This is a genomic window from Kitasatospora sp. MBT66, from assembly GCF_000710405.2.
GTDB lineage: Bacteria > Actinomycetota > Actinomycetes > Streptomycetales > Streptomycetaceae > Kitasatospora > Kitasatospora purpeofusca.
In genome coordinates this window covers 571192-590025 of record NZ_JAIY01000016.1, presented here as the reverse complement: position 1 = coordinate 590025, position 18834 = coordinate 571192, and the positions used below count along the sequence as shown (strand labels likewise).

At 73.8% G+C, this 18834-nt stretch carries 21 protein-coding genes; 8 read left to right on the top strand and 13 right to left on the bottom strand.

Annotated features, from left to right (window positions below):
- Positions 1-93 precede the first annotated feature (93 nt).
- On the top strand, positions 94-402 hold the full coding sequence (locus tag BI06_RS38510; protein WP_149030614.1) for a hypothetical protein: 309 nt from the start codon (positions 94-96) through the stop codon (positions 400-402).
- A gap of 61 nt (positions 403-463) precedes the next feature.
- Here the strand turns inward: BI06_RS38510 and BI06_RS38505 are convergent, their stop codons facing one another.
- From BI06_RS38505 to BI06_RS38490, 5 genes are all read right to left on the bottom strand, one after another.
- On the bottom strand, positions 464-1195 hold the full coding sequence (locus BI06_RS38505) for a ribonuclease H (protein WP_043476014.1): 732 nt from the start codon (positions 1193-1195) through the stop codon (positions 464-466).
- 55 nt (positions 1196-1250) lie between these two features.
- Positions 1251-1952, bottom strand: a complete 702-nt coding sequence (locus tag BI06_RS38500) for an AAA family ATPase (protein WP_051742773.1) — start codon at positions 1950-1952, stop codon at positions 1251-1253.
- 113 nt (positions 1953-2065) lie between these two features.
- On the bottom strand, positions 2066-2881 hold the full coding sequence (locus BI06_RS38495; protein WP_043476011.1) for a bifunctional 2-polyprenyl-6-hydroxyphenol methylase/3-demethylubiquinol 3-O-methyltransferase UbiG: 816 nt from the start codon (positions 2879-2881) through the stop codon (positions 2066-2068).
- Entirely contained in the window at positions 2824-3174 is a 351-nt protein-coding gene (locus BI06_RS55700) for a ribosomal protein L7/L12 (protein ID WP_369826366.1), read from the bottom strand. Before BI06_RS55700 ends, BI06_RS38495 begins: the two co-directional genes overlap by 58 nt.
- 172 nt (positions 3175-3346) lie before the next feature.
- Positions 3347-3961, bottom strand: coding sequence for a MarR family winged helix-turn-helix transcriptional regulator (locus tag BI06_RS38490; RefSeq protein ID WP_082558989.1), 615 nt, complete (start codon positions 3959-3961; stop codon positions 3347-3349).
- Positions 3962-4008: 47 nt separating this feature from the next.
- Here BI06_RS38490 and BI06_RS38485 point away from each other — a divergent pair, with 47 nt between their 5' ends.
- Positions 4009-5031, top strand: a complete 1023-nt coding sequence (locus BI06_RS38485) for a DMT family transporter (RefSeq protein WP_082558988.1) — start codon at positions 4009-4011, stop codon at positions 5029-5031.
- A gap of 196 nt (positions 5032-5227) precedes the next feature.
- The gene (locus BI06_RS38480; RefSeq protein WP_043476008.1) at positions 5228-6127 is read left to right on the top strand and encodes a spherulation-specific family 4 protein; all 900 of its coding nucleotides are present in this window, start codon (positions 5228-5230) and stop codon (positions 6125-6127) included.
- Positions 6128-6214: 87 nt separating this feature from the next.
- Here BI06_RS38480 and BI06_RS38475 read toward each other — a convergent pair whose 3' ends face one another.
- The 3 genes from BI06_RS38475 to BI06_RS38470 form a co-directional block, all read right to left on the bottom strand.
- A complete protein-coding gene (locus BI06_RS38475; protein WP_043476005.1) occupies positions 6215-6526 on the bottom strand; it encodes a hypothetical protein in 312 nt (103 codons plus the stop codon).
- A gap of 237 nt (positions 6527-6763) precedes the next feature.
- Positions 6764-6925 carry a hypothetical protein gene (locus BI06_RS51820; protein WP_158516515.1) on the bottom strand — a complete coding sequence of 54 codons (162 nt, stop codon included), beginning with the start codon at positions 6923-6925 and terminating at the stop codon, positions 6764-6766.
- A gap of 12 nt (positions 6926-6937) precedes the next feature.
- A complete protein-coding gene (locus tag BI06_RS38470) occupies positions 6938-7549 on the bottom strand; it encodes an N-acetyltransferase (protein ID WP_149030613.1) in 612 nt (203 codons plus the stop codon).
- Positions 7550-8177: 628 nt separating this feature from the next.
- Here BI06_RS38470 and fusA point away from each other — a divergent pair.
- The 3 genes from fusA to BI06_RS38455 all read left to right on the top strand — a co-directional run bounded on the left by fusA (position 8178) and on the right by BI06_RS38455 (position 12058).
- Positions 8178-10349 (top strand): elongation factor G, encoded by a 2172-nt coding sequence (gene fusA / locus BI06_RS38465; RefSeq protein WP_082558987.1) that lies wholly within the window; start codon positions 8178-8180, stop codon positions 10347-10349.
- Positions 10350-10625: 276 nt separating this feature from the next.
- Positions 10626-11528, top strand: coding sequence for a neutral zinc metallopeptidase (locus BI06_RS38460; protein ID WP_030398226.1), 903 nt, complete (start codon positions 10626-10628; stop codon positions 11526-11528).
- Positions 11529-11692: 164 nt separating this feature from the next.
- Positions 11693-12058 carry a hypothetical protein gene (locus tag BI06_RS38455; protein WP_043476003.1) on the top strand — a complete coding sequence of 122 codons (366 nt, stop codon included), beginning with the start codon at positions 11693-11695 and terminating at the stop codon, positions 12056-12058.
- A gap of 234 nt (positions 12059-12292) precedes the next feature.
- Here BI06_RS38455 and BI06_RS38450 read toward each other — a convergent pair whose 3' ends face one another.
- The 4 genes from BI06_RS38450 to BI06_RS38435 all read right to left on the bottom strand — a co-directional run bounded on the left by BI06_RS38450 (position 12293) and on the right by BI06_RS38435 (position 16888).
- Positions 12293-13291, bottom strand: coding sequence for a carbohydrate-binding protein (locus BI06_RS38450; protein WP_158516514.1), 999 nt, complete (start codon positions 13289-13291; stop codon positions 12293-12295).
- 104 nt (positions 13292-13395) lie between these two features.
- Entirely contained in the window at positions 13396-15000 is a 1605-nt protein-coding gene (locus BI06_RS38445; RefSeq protein ID WP_082558984.1) for an alpha/beta hydrolase, read from the bottom strand.
- Between the two features lie 233 nt (positions 15001-15233).
- Positions 15234-15872 (bottom strand): NAD(P)-dependent oxidoreductase, encoded by a 639-nt coding sequence (locus BI06_RS38440; protein WP_030398230.1) that lies wholly within the window; start codon positions 15870-15872, stop codon positions 15234-15236.
- A gap of 68 nt (positions 15873-15940) precedes the next feature.
- Entirely contained in the window at positions 15941-16888 is a 948-nt protein-coding gene (locus BI06_RS38435; protein ID WP_051742770.1) for an EamA family transporter, read from the bottom strand.
- A 101-nt stretch (positions 16889-16989) separates the two neighbouring features.
- Here BI06_RS38435 and BI06_RS38430 point away from each other — a divergent pair, with 101 nt between their 5' ends.
- A complete protein-coding gene (locus BI06_RS38430) occupies positions 16990-17496 on the top strand; it encodes a MarR family winged helix-turn-helix transcriptional regulator (protein WP_030398232.1) in 507 nt (168 codons plus the stop codon).
- Between the two features lie 24 nt (positions 17497-17520).
- Here BI06_RS38430 and BI06_RS38425 read toward each other — a convergent pair whose 3' ends face one another.
- The gene (locus BI06_RS38425; protein WP_082558983.1) at positions 17521-18423 is read right to left on the bottom strand and encodes a methyltransferase domain-containing protein; all 903 of its coding nucleotides are present in this window, start codon (positions 18421-18423) and stop codon (positions 17521-17523) included.
- A gap of 28 nt (positions 18424-18451) precedes the next feature.
- On the opposite strand from BI06_RS38425, the gene BI06_RS38420 reads away from it, so the two are divergent.
- A partial coding sequence (locus tag BI06_RS38420) for a GntR family transcriptional regulator (protein ID WP_233290460.1) occupies positions 18452-18834 on the top strand: 383 nt, incomplete at its 3' end.

The window sequence follows — 18834 nt, the reverse complement described above, 5'->3', positions numbered from 1 at the left end:
CCGGGCGGGAGGGGCCGATCGGCGGGGTCGGGCGTGGTGGGAGCGGCCGATCGGCGGGGACCGGGCCGGTCGGCCCGTCGTTAGACTCACCCCATGAACAGTGGGGGAACGAACGAGCCGGCGCCGGGGGCCCGGGAGCTGTTGACCGAGGACCGCGGCCCGGAGCCGGAGGAGCGCGAACTGCCGACCGGCCTGGCCGTCCTGGTCACCGTCCTCGCCGCGGTCTGCGGCGCGCTGGTGCTGCTGCTCGTACTGCACGGGCTGGGCTGGACGGCTCCCGGCCTGGGCTGGCTGGTCGCCAAGGGCGCCGTGAAGATCGGCGTCGGCGGCACGGTCGGACTGGTCGCCGCCCTCGGCTGGCTCAGGGCCCGCCGCGCGGAGCGGCGGACGGACGCCGCCTGAGGCGCGCCCGGGCCGCTGGGGGCTCTTCGACAACCCCTGGGATCGGCCCGGGCGCGGGAGTTCAGTCCTGCGCGGCCGTCGCGCACTCGGGGTGGCCCCAACTGCCGCCCACCTTGGTGATCTTGTCCCCCTTGGCATAGGGACGCGAGCACGGGCAGGTGCCGGGGAAGCGCGCGGACAGCGTCGGAGCGCCGCCCGAGGACCGACGCTTCGCGGCGGCCGGGGCGGCAGCGCCCGCGCTTCGGGCGCCGCTCCGGGCCGCGCCGCCGCGGGAGGCTCCCCCGCGGGCGGGTCCGCTCGCGGCCGGGTCCGGCACGGGGAGGTCGGCGGCCGTCCCGCCGGCGGCCTCCTGGGTGCGGGCGGCATCACTGGCGGCCTTGTCGGCGACGGCGTTCAGGGGATCGCCGTCGACCTGGTGGGCGGGCACGTAGACGAAGGTGACGTCCCGCCCGTCGAGCAGCTCGTCGATCCGCTGGATCAGCTCCTGGTTGGCGACCGGCTTGCCCGCGGCGGTCTTCCAGCCGTTACGCTTCCAGCCCTTCAGCCACTTGGTGACCGAATCGCGGGTGTAGGTGCTGTCCAGCCGGACCTCCAGCGGCACGGCTGCGTCCGTGGCGGACAGCAGCCGCTCCAGCGCGGTGAGTTCGCCCACGTTGTTGGTGCTGTGTCCCAGCGGTCCGGCCTGCCAGCGCTGCGGCACTCCGGCGCTGTCCGCCACCACGTAGGCCCAGGCCGCCGGGCCCGGGTTTCCCTTGGCCGCCCCGTCACAGGCGGCGATGATTCGGTCGTTCATACGCCGATCATGCCAGGACGGGCGGTGTCCCCCGGACCACGGCGGGACGCGTGGGCTACGGCGCCTCCTGCGGCTGCTCGTCGGTCCTGTTGGTCGCTGCGGCGGACGGCGGGGCGTCCGGAGCCGCGTCCGGAGCGGCGTCCGGAGCCGCGTCCAGAGCCGCCTCCAGGCGTTCGGCGAGCGTGCTCCACGGGCGGCAGTCGACCACCGGGAGCGCGTGGCGGCGGGCCTCGTCGGCGAGCCAGTGCGAGTACCGGGCACCGACCTCGGCGCGCCCCGTCTGCTCGCCGCCCGCCGGTTCGCGCGCCGCGTAGTTGGCGGCGATCCGCTCCGCGTCGCCCTCGTGCAGGAACACCGCGCGGACGTCCCGGCCCGTCGCCCGCCCGAGCGCGACGGCCCGCGCGCAGACGGCGGGGGTGAGGTAGTCGCCCTCGACCACGGCCGGGACGGGGACGGTCAAGCGGTTGCGCACCACGCCCAGCGCGGCCGGCTCCAACGCCTCGGCGGTGGCGATCTGCAGCTCCAGTACGCGTTCGGGCGGCCAGCTGTCCTCCGGCCGCTCGGGCGCGGTGGGCCCGTCGAAATGGTGCAGGGCCGGGTGCTGCTCGGCGGTGGTGAGCTCCTGGACGGCGGACACCACGTCGTCGAACTCCACGACGAAGGCACCGGTCGCCCCGGCGATCCGGGCGGCCGCCACGCTCTTCCCGACGCCGGAGGCGCCACCGAGCAGTACGAGCTCCCAAGTCCGTTTCGGCATCCGGTGACACTATCGCGCGGGATCAGGAGGGATCATCCGGATTTCCCCGACAGCCCGACAGCCCGACGGCCCGCCGGCCCGACAGCCCACCGGCCCGACAGCCCACCGGTCCGTCACGGCCGGCCGGGGAGGCCGGGTGCAACGGAACCGCTGTCCGTACCACCGCGCCGGGCGGTGAGCACGGGCTGGTAGTACCCGCTGGACTCCGGGCTGTGCCAGGTGATGTCGGTGAAACCGGCCCCGGCCACGAACTCCGTCAACTGCGAGCGCGTCAGCGCCCAGTAGGTGGTCCGGCGGACCCGGACGTCCCAGGTGCTCCCGGCGGGGACGAGCTGGAAGTGCTCCAGGTCGTAGCGCTCACCGTCCTCGTGCCACTGCCAGAGCTGGAAGGTGATCGCCTGCCCTGCGCCCGTCTCCGAGACCTGCGGAGGCGTCGCGGTCGGCCTGGCCCGCCGCGCCTCGTCGTAGTCCCGGACGGTGAGCAGCAGCAGTCCGTCCTCCCGGAGGACCCGCCCCATACCGAGGAGCGCCGCCCCGACGTCCTCGCCGGAGAGCAGGTGCGGCAGCGAGTTGTCCGCGCAGACGATCACATCGAAGGCCCCGTCCGCGAACGGCAGTCGGCGCATGTCCGCCGCAACCGTCGGAAGCCGGCCGCCCCCGGCCGCCGCCTCGGCCGCGGCCCGAGCGGCGGCGGCCGGGCTCAGGTCACTGCCGACCACCCGATGCCCGGCCGAGGCCAGCCCGATCGCCTGGGTGCCGATCCCGCACGAGCAGTCCAGCACCCGCTGCGCCCCGGGCCCGAGCCCCTGACGGACCAACTCGCCCAGCACCCCGGCCTGATGGGCCACACTCGCACCCCAGTCCCGGAACATCAGGTGGTAGTCACGGGCCAACTCGTCGTAGAAATCCCGCACGGAGAACTCGGACATGCGCCCACCCTTGAGTCGTCGAGGTGATGAGGCTCGGCCCGTGGAGAGCGGCGTCGCCCGCGCGTTCCGCCACGAGTGTCCAGCAGTTGTGCCAGTTGTCGCACTTCGGCCTTGGCCCCCACTTCGACGAGTTCACGGGCCATGGCTTCGGCCATCTCCTGTGACACGTCCTCGAGGACGGTTGCCGGAAGACGATCCAGGAGCGACCTGCCCTGCCACAGACTCAGCCCGGCCCGCCGACGGAGCACTTTCACGACCTCGATCACCCTGGGGCCGAAGTCGGTCAGAACCACCGCGTTGGGCACGTTGTCGCAGATCAGCTGGTAGGAGTAGCCCGCCAAGGTGCCTCCTCGGTCCACGGGTTGGAGAGCAGCCTAGAACGCACGTCCAATGATCCGCAGGCATTATTCGTCCTGGGCCGGGGCCCGGCGGTCCGGTCGCCGTGGTGGCCGCCGGGGCGGCCGCTCATGGGTGAGGGCGCCCGGTCGGGGGTGCTTCGGAGTGGTCGAGGCGGTGCTGCCAGGTGGTGAGCAGGGCCTCCAGGGCGGATGCCTCCTCGGGGGTGAGGACGCTCAGCAGGCGGTGCTCGTTGCGCATGTGGGCCGTGAAGGCCTCGTCGAAGAGCCGTCGGCCGGCTTCGGTGAGTGCCACCACCCGGCCTCGGCCGTCGGCCTCGCTGCGGCGGCGGGTGACCAGGCCGGCCCGTTCCAGTCGGTCGATCCGCTTGGTCATGGCGCCGGTGGTGACCATGGTGTGGGCGGCCAGTTCCCCGGGGGCCCGTTCGAACGGTGCGCCCGCCCGGCGGAGGGCGGCGAGCACGTCGAACTCGCCCTCGCCGAGGCCGTAGCGGCCGTAGACCAGGCAGAGTTCCTCGGTCAGCCGGCCGGACAGCCGGTGCAGGCGCCCGATCACGGCCTGCGGGGAGACGTCGAGGTCGGGTCGTTCCCGGCGCCACTCGGCCTGGATGGTTGCCACATGGTCGGGGGCCGCGGGGGAGGTGGTCACGGGGGAGGTGGTCACGGGGTCGGGGGCCGCGGGGTCGGTGGGGCCGTGTTCGGGGCCGGTGGGCGTCGGTGCCATGGCCCCATCCTAGCGCAGTAGCTTCCATGGAAGTTATATTGTCTTCCATGGAAGCCAATTTTCGGTGGGTGCTGCTGACCGCCGTCGCGCCGGTGGCGTGGGGCGCGAACTACTACGTCACCCGCGAGTTCCTCCCGGCGGACCGCCCGCTCTGGGGTGCCGCCCTGCGGGCCCTGCCCGCCGGACTGCTTCTGCTCGCGCTGCGCCCGCGGCTGCCGCGAGGGGCCTGGTGGTGGCGGACGGCCGTCCTCGGGCTGCTCAACACGGCGGGATTCTTCGTCCTGCTCTACATCGCCTCGCAGTCCCTGGCCACCAGCGTCGCCTCCACCGTGATGGCGGCCTCGCCGCTCGCGATGCTGCTCCTGGCCTGGGCGCTGACCGCCGCCCGCCCCGCCCGGGCGCACCTGCTCGGCGCCCTGGTCGGCCTGGCCGGTGTCGGGCTGATGCTGCTGACCAGGAGCGAACCGGTCAGCCTGCCGGGCCTGGCCGCCTCGGCGGCGGCGATGCTGGTCTCCTCCTTCGGCTACGTCCTGGCCGCCCGGTGGCGGGAGGGTGCGGACGTCCTCGCCACCACCGCCTGGCAGCTGCTGGCGGGCGGACTGGTCCTGCTGCCCCTGGCCGCGGTGTTCGAGGGTCCGCCCGTGGTGCCCGCCGGGCGGGAGCTGGCGGCCTTCGGCTACGTCGCGGTGGTGGCGACCGCGCTGGCCTTCGCCGCCTGGTTCGCGGGCCTGCGCCGGCTGCCGGCGGGCACGGTCGGGCTGCTGGGGCTGCTCAATCCGCTGACCGGTGTGCTGCTCGGCACGGTGGTGGCGGGCGAGCGGCTCGGCCCGCCGCAGTTCGCCGGGCTGGTGCTGGTGCTGGCGGGGGTCGCGCTCGGCCGTCCGCGTGGCGGTTCGGGGGGTGGCTCGGAGGATGCTGCGGAGGGCGTTTCGGAGGGCCGCCAGGCGGGCCGCCCGGGGAGTGGCCCGCTCGGGCGTGTCGCGGCAGCAGGTGTGGCCGGAGGGGGTGGGAGCGGCGCCGGTGACGGTGGTGGCGGTAGTGGCCGGAGTGCTCCAAGCGGTTCCGAGTGACGTCGGTGCTTGCGCGAACTTCCGTGCGTTCACCAGAAGTTGGCCACCGGGACCGGATCGGACCGGTAGGAATGGGAACGCCCGACCCGGCCGGGGCGGGTGGAGGGGACGGGGCGCGAGGGGCTGGACGGACCGTGCCCGGGCGCCGCGGGGGAGCCCCCTCCGGTTTTCCTGTCTTCTGCGAGCAAGGGACCCGATGCGTTCGTTCACCAAGACCCTGCCCGTCCTGCTGGCCGGCGTGGCGCTCACCGCAGCCGCGCTGGCGTCCCCCAGCGGGGCCGACGCGGCGACCGCCGAAAGACCCCACGGTCTGGAGGTCGCCGTTCCGGCCTATGTCCTTCCCGGTGAGCCCATGCTGGCCGCCGCGGCGAGTGCCCACCCGGCACCGTCGATCGTCGTTCTCAACCCGTCCAACGGCTACGCCCCCTTCGACGCGGCCTGGCAGGCGCAGGCCGACGCGCTGCGCGCCGGGGTCACCGCGCACGGCACCGCCACCCGGGTGCTGGGCTACGTCGACACGGGCCACGGCTCGCTCCCGCAGTCCGCCGTCCGCGCGGTCGTCGACAACTACCTCAGGACCGCCGACCACCGGCTGCACGTCGACGGCATCTTCTTCGACCAGACCGGGCGCGACTGCGGCCCCGGCAACACCGCCCGCGACTACTACGCGGACCTGCGCCGCTACGTCCAGGAGACCGTCTACGCCGTCGCCCCGCAGACCCAGGACCTGGTGGTGAACAACCCCGGCACCGCCGTCGCCGACTGCTACCTCGAACCCGGCCACCGCACGGCCGACGTCTTCGTGACCTTCGAGGGCGACTTCGACGACTACACCGGCGCCTGGCTGGGCGGCAACGTCTTCAACCCCACGGCGGGCTACTACTCCGGCGCGGCCCTCGACGCCAGCGGCACGGCCTTCTGGCACCTGGTGTACGACACCCCGGACCGGGCCGCGATGCGCACCGCCCTCGACGCCGCCTTCACCCGGGGCGCCGGCTACGTCTACGCCACGGACGACGCGCTGCTGGTGCCCTGGGACGCCGCCCCGGGCTGGGGCTTCACCGCCGAGACCGCGTACGCGGCCGCGAAGGGCTGACGGGCGTCACTCCGGCCGCTCCCGCAGGGCTTCCGTGCCCCTGCGGGAGCGGTTGGGTGCGACGTGAAGGGCGGAGCGTGATCGGCCTCAGTACTCCCGGTCCTGACGGGCGGCGGTGGCGGCCCAGGAGATCGTGATCACGGCCGCGAGCGCCAGCAGGACGACGCCGAAGCCGATCGCCGTCCAGCCACCGCTGGTCAGACCGTCCAACTGCTCCTGGTAGGTGGTGTCGTGAGGTTCCGGCATGCCGTCACCGAAGGAGCCCTTCACCTGGACGTGGCAGACGTCGCCGGGTGACATGGGCCGGCCGTAGCAGGTGGGCTCGGCGCCGTTCAGCTTGTTGACGCCCACGAGGACGAGGCCGACACCGGCGATCAGCAGGACGAGTGGGATCAACATCTGGAGAGCCTCCCCGGATTGCTCCGACTCCGCCGTGTCCGCCGGCTCTGCTGTCTCCGCACAGCCGTGGCGGGCGGCCGGTGCGTACGCACACGCGCTTCGACGCGCGGGAGGCGCGGGGCGGTTCCGTCCGGGGGCGGTTCTGTTCGGAAGCGGTTCTGCTCGGAAGCGGGTCCGTTCGGGTGGCTGTGGTCGGGCGGCTCTGTTCGGGGACGGTGCTCCGACGGGTGCGGGGTCTCAGTGCAGGGGGACGGCGTAGACGGGTTCCGGGCCGAAGGCCGTGAAGCCGGTCCTGCGCAGGATCGGGCCGGACGTGGTGCTGTTGGCCTTGACCAGGGCCATTGTCGCGCCGTGCGTCGCCGCGTAGGAGAGCCGGGCGGCGAGTACCGCGCGGTACACGCCCCGGCCCCGTCAGGGCGGTGCGACCACTCCGCCCGTCAGCCGCGCGACCCCGTCCACGACGGAGACGCCGCCGCAACCGGCCGGTTCACCGTCCACGTACGCGACAACCGTGCCGCCCTCGCCGGCCGGAAGGGCCTTCGCGACCTTGACCGCGGTCGCTTCGATCCGCGCCTCGGGCGGGAGCGCGCCGCCGAACCCGGTGACCTCGACCGCCGCCGCGTCCCGCGCCGTCGCGACGTCCGTCACCCAGCGGAGCGACACGTCCACCGTCGGCGGTCGCAACGGGGGCGCGCCCCCGCTCAGGTCCGCGGCCAGGAGCTCCAGGCCGAGCTTCACCCGCCCGCCCCGGCCCGCGAGTTCGGCGGCCAGACCGGTCGGGGAGCCGACCAGTACCTGCCAGTCCAGGATCGGCGGCCCGAAGGCACGGGCCCGGTCGAGGACGGCGTCGACCGCCGCGGGGAGCGGTCCGGCCGGGGTGAAGGAGGCCACCGAGAGGTCGAAGGCGACATGTTCGGGCAGTCGCAGGATCGTGTACTCGGCGGTCTCGACCACCTCGGCGTCGTCCGGTGTCCACACCCAGGCCGCACCGGCGGCGGCGACAGCGGTCGTTGAAAGAGTCATGCGGCGGAGCCTAGGTGTCCCGATCGGTGCGTACGCGGTGCTGTTTCAGAATCAGGACCCTTCTGTCGCACGGCCGGTGCACCGTCGGCCGGGGGAGGGCGAGTCGGGAAAACCACGTGACCCGGCGGCGGTCCGCTCCCTACACTCGGCACCCAGAGACGCACCGCCGTGGTTCCGTGGCGGTGCGCGCCGTGATGAGTCGAGGGAGGACCGGTCGTGCGACACCGCACCGCTGCCGTCGTCCCCTCGTCCCGGTACGAGGTGATCCTGGTGTCCTCGTCCCTCCGGTGCCCGCTGCGCGGCCGGCACCGGATCCGCGCGACGCACCGCTGACCTCGGGTCACCCCTCCGGTCGTCCGCCGCCTTCCGGCTCTTCTGCCTTCCTGTTGCCTTCTGCCCGTCCGAGTGCCCGGCTCCCTGTGTGCCCTGTGTGCCCTGTGTGCCCTGTGTGCCCTGGGTTCTGTGGTTCGGGCACTCGACCCGCCTCCATGCCTGCGTTGACCGGGCTGGGCCGGGCGGGGTGAAGGCGAGTCAGCGGTTGGGCCGGACGGGGGAGGCAGGGCCGGGCGCGTCGTCGCCGCAATCGCGCTGCCCCAGCACCTCGCTCCACCTCGAAAGGCACCGGGCCATGCGCACCGACGTCCGCCGTACGCACAACGCCGTCACCACCACCAGCAGCGCTGCTGCTGCCGCCGTCCTGGCCGGCATCACCACCGTCCGCAACCTGGGCATCCTCGCCCACGTGGACGCGGGCAAGACCACCGTCACCGAGCGGATCCTCTTCCTGGCCGGCGAGACCCACAAGCGCGGCGAGGTCCACGACGGGACCACCGTCACCGACTGCCACCCGCAGGAGCGCGAACGCGGCATCACCATCTTCGCCGCCGCCGTCAGCTGCCTCTGGGACGGCCATCGGATCAACCTCATCGACACCCCCGGGCACGTCGACTTCGCCGACGAGGTCGAACGTTCGCTGCGGGTGCTGGACGGGGCGGTCGCGGTGTTCGACGCCGTCGCCGGGGTGGAACCGCAGAGCGAGAGCGTCTGGCGCCAGGCCGACCGGCACGGCGTGCCCCGGATCGCCTTCGTCAACAAGATGGACCGGGCCGGCGCCGACCTGGACGCGGCCGTCGCCTCCATCCGGGAACGGCTGCACCCGGTCCCGCTCGCCGTCCAACTGCCGGTCGGGCGGGAGGGCGACTTCACCGGTGTCGTCGACCTGCTGACGATGCGTGCTCTGACCTGGGACGACGGCCCAGGACGGGACGGTCTGCGGGAGGGGCCGGTACCGGAGGAGCTCCGGGCCGAGGCCGAGCACCGGCGCCGACGGCTGGACGAGGCGGTGGCCGGGCTCCATCCGGCCGCACTGGAGGAGTACTACGAGCACACGGCACTCTCCACCGCGACCCTGGCCGCAGCGCTGCGGGACCTCACCCACAGCGGCGAGGCCGTGGTCGTGCTGTGCGGATCGGCCTACCGCAACCGCGGTGTCGAACCGCTGCTGGCCGCCGTCACGGCCTACCTGCCCTCGCCGCTGGACGTTCCCGCGGTGCGTGGATCTGCCATGGGTGCGGAGGGTGCCGAAGGTGTTGGGGGCGCTGAGGGTGTTGAGGGTGCCGAGGTGGAGCGGGCCGCCGATCCCGCCGGGCCGCTCACCGCGCTGGTGTTCAAGGTGAACGTCACCGCCTCCGGCCGACTGACCTATCTGCGCCTCTACACCGGAACACTGCGAAAGGGGGACACCGTGCTGGACGCCACGACCGGCCGTACCGAGCGGATCGCCCGGATCCTGCGGGTGCAGGCCGACAGCCACACCGAGACGGACTCGGCGGTCGCCGGTGACATCGTCGCGGTGGTCGGGGTCAAGGCCGCGCGCACGGGCGCCACGCTCTGCGCGCCCGGTGCGCCGCTGGTCCTCGAACCACCCGTCACCGCCGAGCCGGTGGTGACGGTCGCGGTCGAGGCACGGCGCTCGGTCGACACCGACCGGCTGGCGGTCGCGCTGGCCCGGCTCGCCGAGGAGGACCCGTCGCTGGTCGTCCGCACCGACCCGGAGACCGGGCAGCGGGTGCTGTCGGGTCTGGGCGAACTGCACCTGGAGGTGGCGGTGGAGAAGATCCGCCGCGACCACAACGGTCTGGAGGTCGTCGTCGGCCGCCCGCAGGTCGCCCATCGGGAGACGGTCGAACGCGGAGTCACCGGCCACGTCCACCGCCACGTCAAGCAGGACGGCGGTGCCGGCCAGTTCGCCCAGGTCGTGATCGACGTGGCGCCGCTGGACGGACCGGTCGGCGCGCAGGAGGGCGGGGGCTTCGTGTTCGCGTCCACCGTGACCGGCGGGCGGGTGCCCAAGGAGTACGTCCAGGCGGTCGAGGCGGGCTGCCGGGACGCACTCGCCGAGGGCCCGCTGGGCGGCCACCCGGTCACCGGCCTGCGGGTCACCCTGACCGACGGGGCCACCCACAGCAAGGACTCCTCGGACCTCGCCTTCCGCACCGCCGGGCGGACGGCGCTGCGGGACGCGATGCGGGCCTGCCGGATGGTGCTGCTGGAACCGGTCGTCGAGGTGACGGTGACCGTGCCGCAGGAGGCGGTGGGCGGGGTGCTCGGTGACCTCGCCGCCCGTCGCGGCCGGGTCCAGGGCTCGGACCCGCACGGTGCCACGGCGGTGGTGACGGCGGTCGTGCCGCTGGCCGAGCTGTTCGGCTATGCGACCGCCCTGCGCAGCCGCACCCAGGGCCGGGGCACGTTCACCACCCGGCCGGCCGGGTACGCCCCGGCACCGGTCGCCGCCCGGTAGGCGGGCCGGCCGCCGGACCTGCCTCCGGGTGGGTCCGGCGGCACCGCCGGCGGCAGGTTCGGCGCGGTGGCGGGCGGGTGGTGGTGGCCGGGTGCGGGCGGCAGAGCGGGGCGGGCCGGTCCGTTCGGCGGCTCTCCACCCGGGGAGGACGAGAACCACCTCTGACCTGCGCGTCCTTCCTCTGCGCCGGCAGGTCGAGCGGCTAGCGTGGCCGGGCGGCCGGGGTCGGCCGCGCGGCGTCGTGGGGCGTCGTCGGCACCACGAGGGACGGCAGGCATGCAGTTCGACGACCAGGGCGACCTCGACACCTCGCAGGTCGACGACCGGCGCCGCATCCCCGGCGGGAAGGTCGCCGTCGGGGGCGGTGCGGCCGGTCTGATCGCCGTCCTGATCGCGGTGCTCTTCGGCGTCGACCCGAGCGTCCTCGGGCTCTCCGACAGCGGGGGAGACGCGGGTGCCGGGTCCGGCCGGGGCACCACGGCGGGCGAGGTGCAGCAGGTCTGCCGGACCGGTGCCGACGCCAACAGCCGTCAGGACTGCCGGATCGTCGCCGTCACCAACAGCCTCCAGGACTACTGGGGCGGCCAGCTGCCCCGGTCCGGCGTGGCCTACCGTCCCGCCGAGACGGTCCTGTTCACCGGGCGGGTGTCCACCGGCTGCGGCGCGGCAAGCTCGGCGGTGGGCCCGTTCTACTGCCCGGCCGACCGGCGGGCCTACTTCGACCTCGGGTTCTTCGACGAGCTGGCCACCCGCTTCGGTGCCTCCGGCGGCCCGTTCGCCGAGGCGTACGTCGTCGCGCACGAGTACGGGCACCACATCCAGAACCTGACCGGCACCATGCAGAAGGTCGGCCGCGACCGGCAGGGCGCCAACAGCGCCTCGGTGAAGCTCGAACTCCAGGCGGACTGCTACGCCGGTGTCTGGGCGCACCACGCCACCACCACCCCGCAGGCCTCCACCGGGCGGCCGCTGATCCGCACCCTCACCGACCAGGACATCGCCCAGGGCCTGGACGCGGCGGCGGCCGTCGGTGACGACCGGATCCAGAAGCAGTCGACCGGCCGGATCGACCCGGACACCTGGACCCACGGCTCCTCGGACCAGCGCAAGGCCTGGTTCACCGCCGGCTACCGCTCCGGCGACCCGGCCCGCTGCGACACCTTCGCGACGCCGAGCTGATCCGTGCTCCGGCCGTGCGCCTCCGGGCCGTTGCACTCCGGGGCCGTGCGGCCCCGGCCTCGCGCCACCCTGTCATCTGTCAGGGACCGCTGCGAGCGGTGGCTTCCTACGCTGCTGAACACCGGCCGAATCCGGGCCGGACCGGCAACTGGAAGAGAACCGCTATGCGCAAGATCATGCACACCTTCGCTGCGCTCGCCCTCGCGGCGGCCGCCGTCACCACGATGGGGAGCTCCGGCGCCCAGGCGGCCGACGGCTCCTGGGACGGGTGTCCGTACGGGGCGGTCTGCATCTACCCCCAGGACTCCGACACCAGCCGGCCGCCGACCGATGTCTTCTACAGCTACGGTCCCCACAACCTCCGCAACCAGTACGGCTGGCACTGGGTGCTCAACAACCAGTCCGGTGGGGCCCACGCCCACCTGTGCACCGGCTACAACGGTGCCGGCTGCGGCTACGACATCGCCGCCCAGGCCGGCGTCTACGCCGACCTCGGCCCGATCAACTCCATCACCCTGGACCGCCCCTGAGTCCCCGACCTCCGAGCCACTCCGGCTCCCTCACCTCCTGACCTTCTGAGCCTCTGAATCGGCGGGCCGCCCACCCGCACCCGCCGCGCGCACCGTCGCCGGGTCCTCCGGGGGGAGACCCGGCGACGGTGGTCGCGATCTGGGTCGGGTCAGGGTCGGGTCACGGTCGGGCTGCCGGTGACCGGGGTCGCCGTCAGCGGTTCCCCGCCGGCGGGGCCGGGACGCGCAGGGCGGTCAGCTGTACCATCCGTGCTCGATCTGCTGCTGCTTGCCGAAGGTGAACAGGTCGATCCGGTTCGGCCCCCAGGAGACGGCACCCACGGTCGGAATGCCGACGCCCCCGAGGTCGTCCCACTGGTCCCAGCCGGTGGAGTCGTAGGAGAGCTGCCAGATGTGGTTGTCGGCGATCGGGGCGAAGACGTCCAGGCGCCCGGTCCCCCGGGAGGAGATCGCCGGCCTGCCGTCGGTCCGTGCGGCGAGGGTCTCCCAACCGGCCCAGGTCCCGTTGCTGTACCAGTTGTGGCGCAGTCGGCCGTCGGTGGCGCGGCCGACCAGGTCGATGCGGCCGGGACCCCAGGAGACAGCGGCCGGGGAGCTGACGGCCTCGGTGCCGATGCTTCCCCACTGCGTCCAGGTGCCGTTGCTGTACGAGCGGTGGAGCAGCGACCCGCCATTGGTGATGAAGAGGTCGAGCTTGCCGAGGCCCTGGGAGGAGACGGCCGGGTTCACCGTCGTCAGGCCTTCGCTGAGGTCCTCCCAGGCGTACCAGGTGCCGTTGTCGTACCAGCGGTGAACCAGGTGGAAGCTGCTGGCATCGGCGCCGACGACGTCGATGCGGCCGGGCCCCCAGGAGACGGCGGACACGTTGCCGGTCAGGTTGCCGCCGAGCGGTTCCCAGGCGTTCCAGGTGCCGTTGTCGTACCAGCGGTGCCAGAGGCCGTTGTCCCCGCCGACGACGAACAGGTCGAGCCGGCCGGCGGCCCAGGACGACACGGTCGGGGCGCTGAGTGCGTAGCCACCGAGGTCCTGCCAGCCGGTCCAGCCGGCGGCGAGGGTGGGATTGGTCGCGGGGTCGAGGTTGTTCGTCGGTGCGGGTGCGGGTGCGGGTGCGGGTGCGGGTGCGGGTGCGGGTGCGGTGGCGGGCGCGGCCGAGGCCGCGGCCGGAGCGAGTGCCGCCGTGCCGAGCAGTGCGAGCACAGCCGCGAGGAGTACGGACAGTGGACGTCGTGGCATCTTTCCAAGCCCCCCTTGGACGATGGACAAGTACCTTTTCGATCAGAGCAGTTGGTGATGCCGGTACAAACTAGCAGCGGGTCGGGGGGAGCGTCGGGAGAGCGTCAGGATGTGGTGGGGGAGGGGCAGGTGAGGTCGCCGGCGGGGGTCGCGCCGGTCAGGAGGTAGGACTCGACGGCGTTGCGCACGCAGGGGTTGGGGCTGGGGTACTGGCCGTGGTCGCCGTTGTCGGTGACGGTCACCAGGCGGGAGCCGCGCAGGGCTCGGTGGGCGGAGAGGGCGGCTTCGTAGTACGTCGCGGGGTCGTGCACCGAGTTGAGCATCAGGGTGGGGGGCAGGCCCGCGCCGGTGACGTGGACTCGGGGTGCGGTCGGGGTCGGCCAGGAGGCGCAGACGGCGGCGAAGGCGAGGGTGCGGGCCCCGACCAGCGGCCAGCGGGCGGCGTTCTCGGCGCCCCGGGCGGCCCAGAGGGAGAGGTCGCGGGTCCAGGGGGTGTCGCCGCAGGTGACGGCGAAGAACTCGGCCAGGAACTCCGGGCTGAGGTAGTCGCCGAAGACCCGCCGGGCGGTGGTGCGGGCGGCCGGGTCGGCGGCCGGCCAGTCGTCGAGTGCGGTCAGCGCGGTGGCCAGCAGGGTGAAGCCGTTGTTCTCGCGGTAGATGCCCTGGATGGTGCCGTTGTCCAGCTGGTTCGGGCCGAGGGTGAGCTGCCCGTCGACGATCGGGTGCTCGCGCAGCGCGGCGCGGCGGGCCTCCCAGCGGGCCTTCGCCTCGGCGGGGGTCGTGCCGTAGTGGTAGGTGGCGTCGCGGGCGGCGAGCCACGGCAGGAAGTCCTCCTCGAAGCGCCGCTGGAAGCTCATCGGCTGGCCCAGCTGGAACCTCTCCCAGGTGCCGTCGAAGCCGATGTTGCTGTCCAGCACCATCCGCTCGATCCGGTGCGGGAAGAGCGTGGCGTAGTAGGCGCCGATCATCGTGGCATAGGACGGTCCGTAGTAGCTGATCCGGCGCTCGCCGAGGAGGGCGCGCAGCAGGTCGATGTCCCGGGCGGTCTGCTCGGTGGTCAGGAAGGGCAGCAGGCCGCCGCTGCGCTGCTCGCAGCTGGCGGCGAGGGCGGCCGAGTTGGCGATCACGCGGGCGCGGCCGGCCGGCGTGTCGTCCCGGAAGTCCCCGGAGAGGAAGGAGCGGAACTCCTCGGGGGTCTGGCAGACGGCCCGGGTGCTGTGGCCGACGCCGCGCTGGTCGAAGCCGATGATGTCGTAGGAGGCGCCGAGGGCGGGCGCGTTGCGCGCGTGGTCCGCCGGGCGGAGCAGTCCCTGGCCGCCGGGGCCGCCCGCGGCCGTGAGCAGGGTGCCGATCCGCCGGGCCGGATCGGTCGCGCGGTGCCGGGAGACCGCGACGGTGATGTCCGGTCCGCGGCCCGGATGGTGCCAGTCCCTGGGCGCGGTCATGGTGGCGCACTCCAACGTGGCCTCCTCCGCACAGGGCTGCCAGGTGAGTTGCTGGTGGGTGTAGCGGGCGGGGACGGCGGGGGCGGCCGCCCCGGTGGGCGCCGCGACGGCGCCGGTGGTGCCGGTCGCGGAGGCGAGGGTGAGGAGGGCGAGCAGTGCGGCGGTGCGCCGGCCGAACGTGGTGCGGCGGGTGCGATTGGTCCGGCGGGTGGAGGTGCCGGTGGTGGGGGTGCTGGTGGTGCGGTTCAGGTCTCGTGTGGTCATGGCACGATCCTGACGGTCGGATCGATCGTGGTCGATCAGGCGTGCACCCGTCTTTCCGGTGGTGCTTGCACCACCCCGACCCGGTTGCCCAGTACAGCCCCGCACTCTCCTGATCTAGTGCGCTGTCGAGCAGTTGACGCGGCGTCATGCCTCTCCGCCCGAAACACCCCATCGTGTCGGTGATGGGGCGTTTCGGGCGGAGAGGGCGGGGGAGTGATGCCGGTGGGCGGCACTCAGTAGCCGGCGGTGAAGCGGGTGCGGCGGTGGGCGGGCCGCTCGGCCTCGTCGAGGAGGGCGACGGCGAGGTCCTCCATGGAGATGGTCGAGCTGCCGTCGGCGGCGACGAGGAGTTCGTCGCGGCCGAGCCGGAAGAGTCCGGTGCGCTCGCCCGGTGCGAGGAGGGCGGAGGGGCTGAGGTAGGTCCAGTCGACCTCGGTCTCGGCGAGGTAGAGGGAGAACTGCTCGCCGCAGGCGTTGGCGATGGGCAGCAGGCCTGCGGGGAAGTCCGGGGAGTCGGCGAGGGTGACGCCGTCGCCGCCGGGCAGGGTGAGACTTCCTGCGCCGCCGACGACCAGCAGTCGGACGCCGGTGCCGGCCAGTCCGGCGAGCAGACCCTTGGTGGCGACGGCCAGTTCGTCCTCCCGCCCGGGGGCCGGGCGGGTGGCCGTGACCAGCAGGTCCTGGCCGGCGGCGAGGCGGCGGACGTCCTCGGGGTCGCGGGCGTCCCCGGTGGCGATCCGGACGGTGGCGGGGAACGGGTGCGGGCGGTGGGGGTCGCGCAGCACGGCGGTGACCTGGTGGCCGCGGGCGACGGCCTCGGCCACGACCCGGCTGCCGACGTTGCCGGTGGCGCCGAAGACGGTGATGTTCATGGGTGGTTCTCCTTGGGGCGGGTCGGACGGATCGGAAACGAAGGGAAGGAGGTGGGGCGGCCGCTCGGTCAGGCGGACTGGCGGGTGCGGTCGTTGGTCGGTCGACCGCTGTGGTCGGAGGGTACGCCGACGGGCGGGCCGGTCACCGTCCCCGACGGGGTGCGCGGGCGCTGGGTCTGGGCGGCGACGAGGGAGCCGAGCACGATCAGCGCGCCGAGGGCCTGGACGGGCGAGAGGTCCTGGCCGAGGACGAGCCAGCCGAGCGCGGTGGCGACGACGGGGCTGAGCAGCCCGAGGAAGGTGACCGAGGTCGGAGGGAGGGCGCGGATGCCGCGGAACCAGAGCGCGTAGGCGACGGCCGCGCCGATGAGGCTCAGGTAGCCGTAGCCGAGCAGGTTGGCACCGGTGAGGTGGGACGGGGGCGGTCCCTCGACCAGGAAGGCGACCGGGAGCAGCAGCAGGCCGCCGGCGGTGAGCTGCCAGCCGGTGGTGGCGAGCAGCGGCGCCGGGGAGGTCCAGCGCTTGGAGAGGACGACGCCGGTCGCCATGACCACCGCGCCGCCCAGTGCGGCCACGATGCCGAGGGCGTCCAACTGGGCGCCGGCCCGCAGGACCAGCAGGCTGACGCCGGCCACCCCGGCTGTGCCGGAGAGGAGGGTGCGAGGGGAGAGCCGGTCGCCGAGCAGGGCGGCCGAGAGGCCGGCGGCGATCAGTGGTTGTACGGCGCCGACGGTGGCGGCGACCCCGCCGGGGAGGCGGTACGCGGCGACGAAGAGGAGGGCGAAGAAGGCACCGATGTTCAGGGCGCCGAGGACGAGCGAGCGCCACCACCAACTGCCGGTCGGCAGGCGGCGGGTGAGGGCGATCAGCAGCAGTCCGGCGGGCAGGGCGCGGAGCACGCCGGCGAGCAGCGGGCGTCCCGGCGGCAGCAGTTCGGTGGTGACGAGGTAGGTGGAGCCCCAGATGGCGGGGGCCAGGGCGGTCAGCAGCACGATGGCGAGTCGATTCCTTAGCACTAAGCCAATATATCTCAGCGCTAAGGAATCTCCGCAAGGTCCGGCAGAGGGGCGGGTGCTGTGAGGTATCTCACCGCTAAGGCATCGTTTAGGCTGGGCGTATGGCAGAGCGCGTGGATCATGTGGACCGGATCGTGCAGCAGTGGGGTGCCGAGCGCCCCGACCTGGATGTCTCGCCGATGGAGGTGATCGGCCGCCTCAAGCGGTTGTCCCGACTGGTCGACGCCGAGCTGAAGGAGACCTTCGCCCGGCACGACCTCGACTTCGCCTCCTTCGACGTGCTCGCCACCCTGCGCCGCAGCGGCCCGCCGTACCGGCTCACACCGACCATGCTGATGCAGTGCGCGATGGTCACCTCCGGGGCGATCAGCCAGCGCCTCGACCGGCTGGAGGCGCGCGGCCTGGTCACCCGCACCCCGAGCGGCTCCGACCGCCGGAGCCGCGAGGTCGAGCTGACCGAGGAGGGCTACGCCCTGATCGACCGGGCCCTGCCGGACCACCTGGCGACCGAGCGCCGCATCCTGGGCGACCTCGACGAGCCGAGGACCGCCGCCTTCGTGGCCGCCCTGCGCACCCTCCTCGGCACCCTCGGGGACGACCCGGAGTGACCGCGCCGCACCGTCGACGGCCGGTCACGGGTTGACCGCCACCGCCTTGAAGAAGGTGTAGTGGAACGACCCGTCCGGCTCGGCCGTGCGGCGCAGCTCGGCGACGCCGCGGTCGAAGTCCTCGGCCGTGTCGAGGCCGGCCGCGAGCGCGTCGGCGCGGACCGCCTCGACCATCGCGACGAAGGTGCGCCGGGTGAACCCCTCGGCCAGGTCGGGCCGGCCGCCGTCCGCGTACACCGTGCGCGGCGCGACCGAGACGTCGCGGAACCCGGCCCCGGCGAGCAGCGGGTACAGCCGCCGCCCGACCAGGCTGTCCCCGCCGCCGTCCGCCTGGAGCCGGACCAGGTGGCCGACGACCCGCTGCGCGGCCTCGCCGCGGGGGTGGAAGAACGCCGAGCCGTGGTCGCCCTCGATCACCGTGATGGTGCCGCCCGGGCGCAGCACCCGGCGCAGTGCCGTCAGCGCCGCCGCCGGGTCGGCGAGGTGTTCCAGTACGAAGCAGACGAAGAGGTGGTCGAAGGAACCGTCGGGGAAGGGGAGCCGGTGCAGATCACCGTGATGCCAGGAGACCTGGGCCTCCGGCAACTGTTCCGCGACCCGGGCCCGGGCCCGGGCCAGCGAGTCGGCCGAGATGTCGGTGGCCGTAAGCAGCAGGCCCGGGCTGGCCTCCAGCAGGTGCACCGTCTGGGCGCCGACCCCGCAGCCGGCCTCCAGGACCCGGCTGCCGGGCGGGTACACCGTTCCGGCGTGCAGCAGTCCGGCCAGGGTGTCGGCCTGGTCGCCCAGGCGGCGGGCCTCGGCGGGGGAGTAGCCGTGCACATAGGCCTGGTCGGGGCGCGACGGGGAAGCAGCCGCGGGCGAAGCGTCCGAGGGGGCAGCGTCCGAGGGGGAAGTGGCGGTGGCGGTCGGGGCGGTGGTGGTCGTCATGCCTTCACCCTCCCGGCACAATGGACCGGTGCACAGGTCCAATGATCATTCGATCGACAGGTCCATAGCGGCGGGTGCGGACTTCCTCCAGCTCGACCCCGGGCAGGCGCCCGCCGGTGGACTCGCGGACTGGCTGGCGCGGCGGCTCCGGGAGGCGATCGGTGACGGCCGGCTCCCCGTCGGCAGCCGGCTGCCCGCCACCCGGGTGCTCGCCGCCGACCTGCGGGTCTCGCGCGGCGTGGTGACCGACGCCTACCGCCGCCTCGCCGAGGAGGGGCGGATCGCGGGCCTGGGCCGGGGCGGCACCGTCGTGGTCGACCAGTTCGCTCCGGGGACCGTTCCGCCGCCCCTGCCGCCCGCCGCCCGGTCGACGCCCGCCCAACGGACGGCCGCTCGCCCCGACGGCTCCCG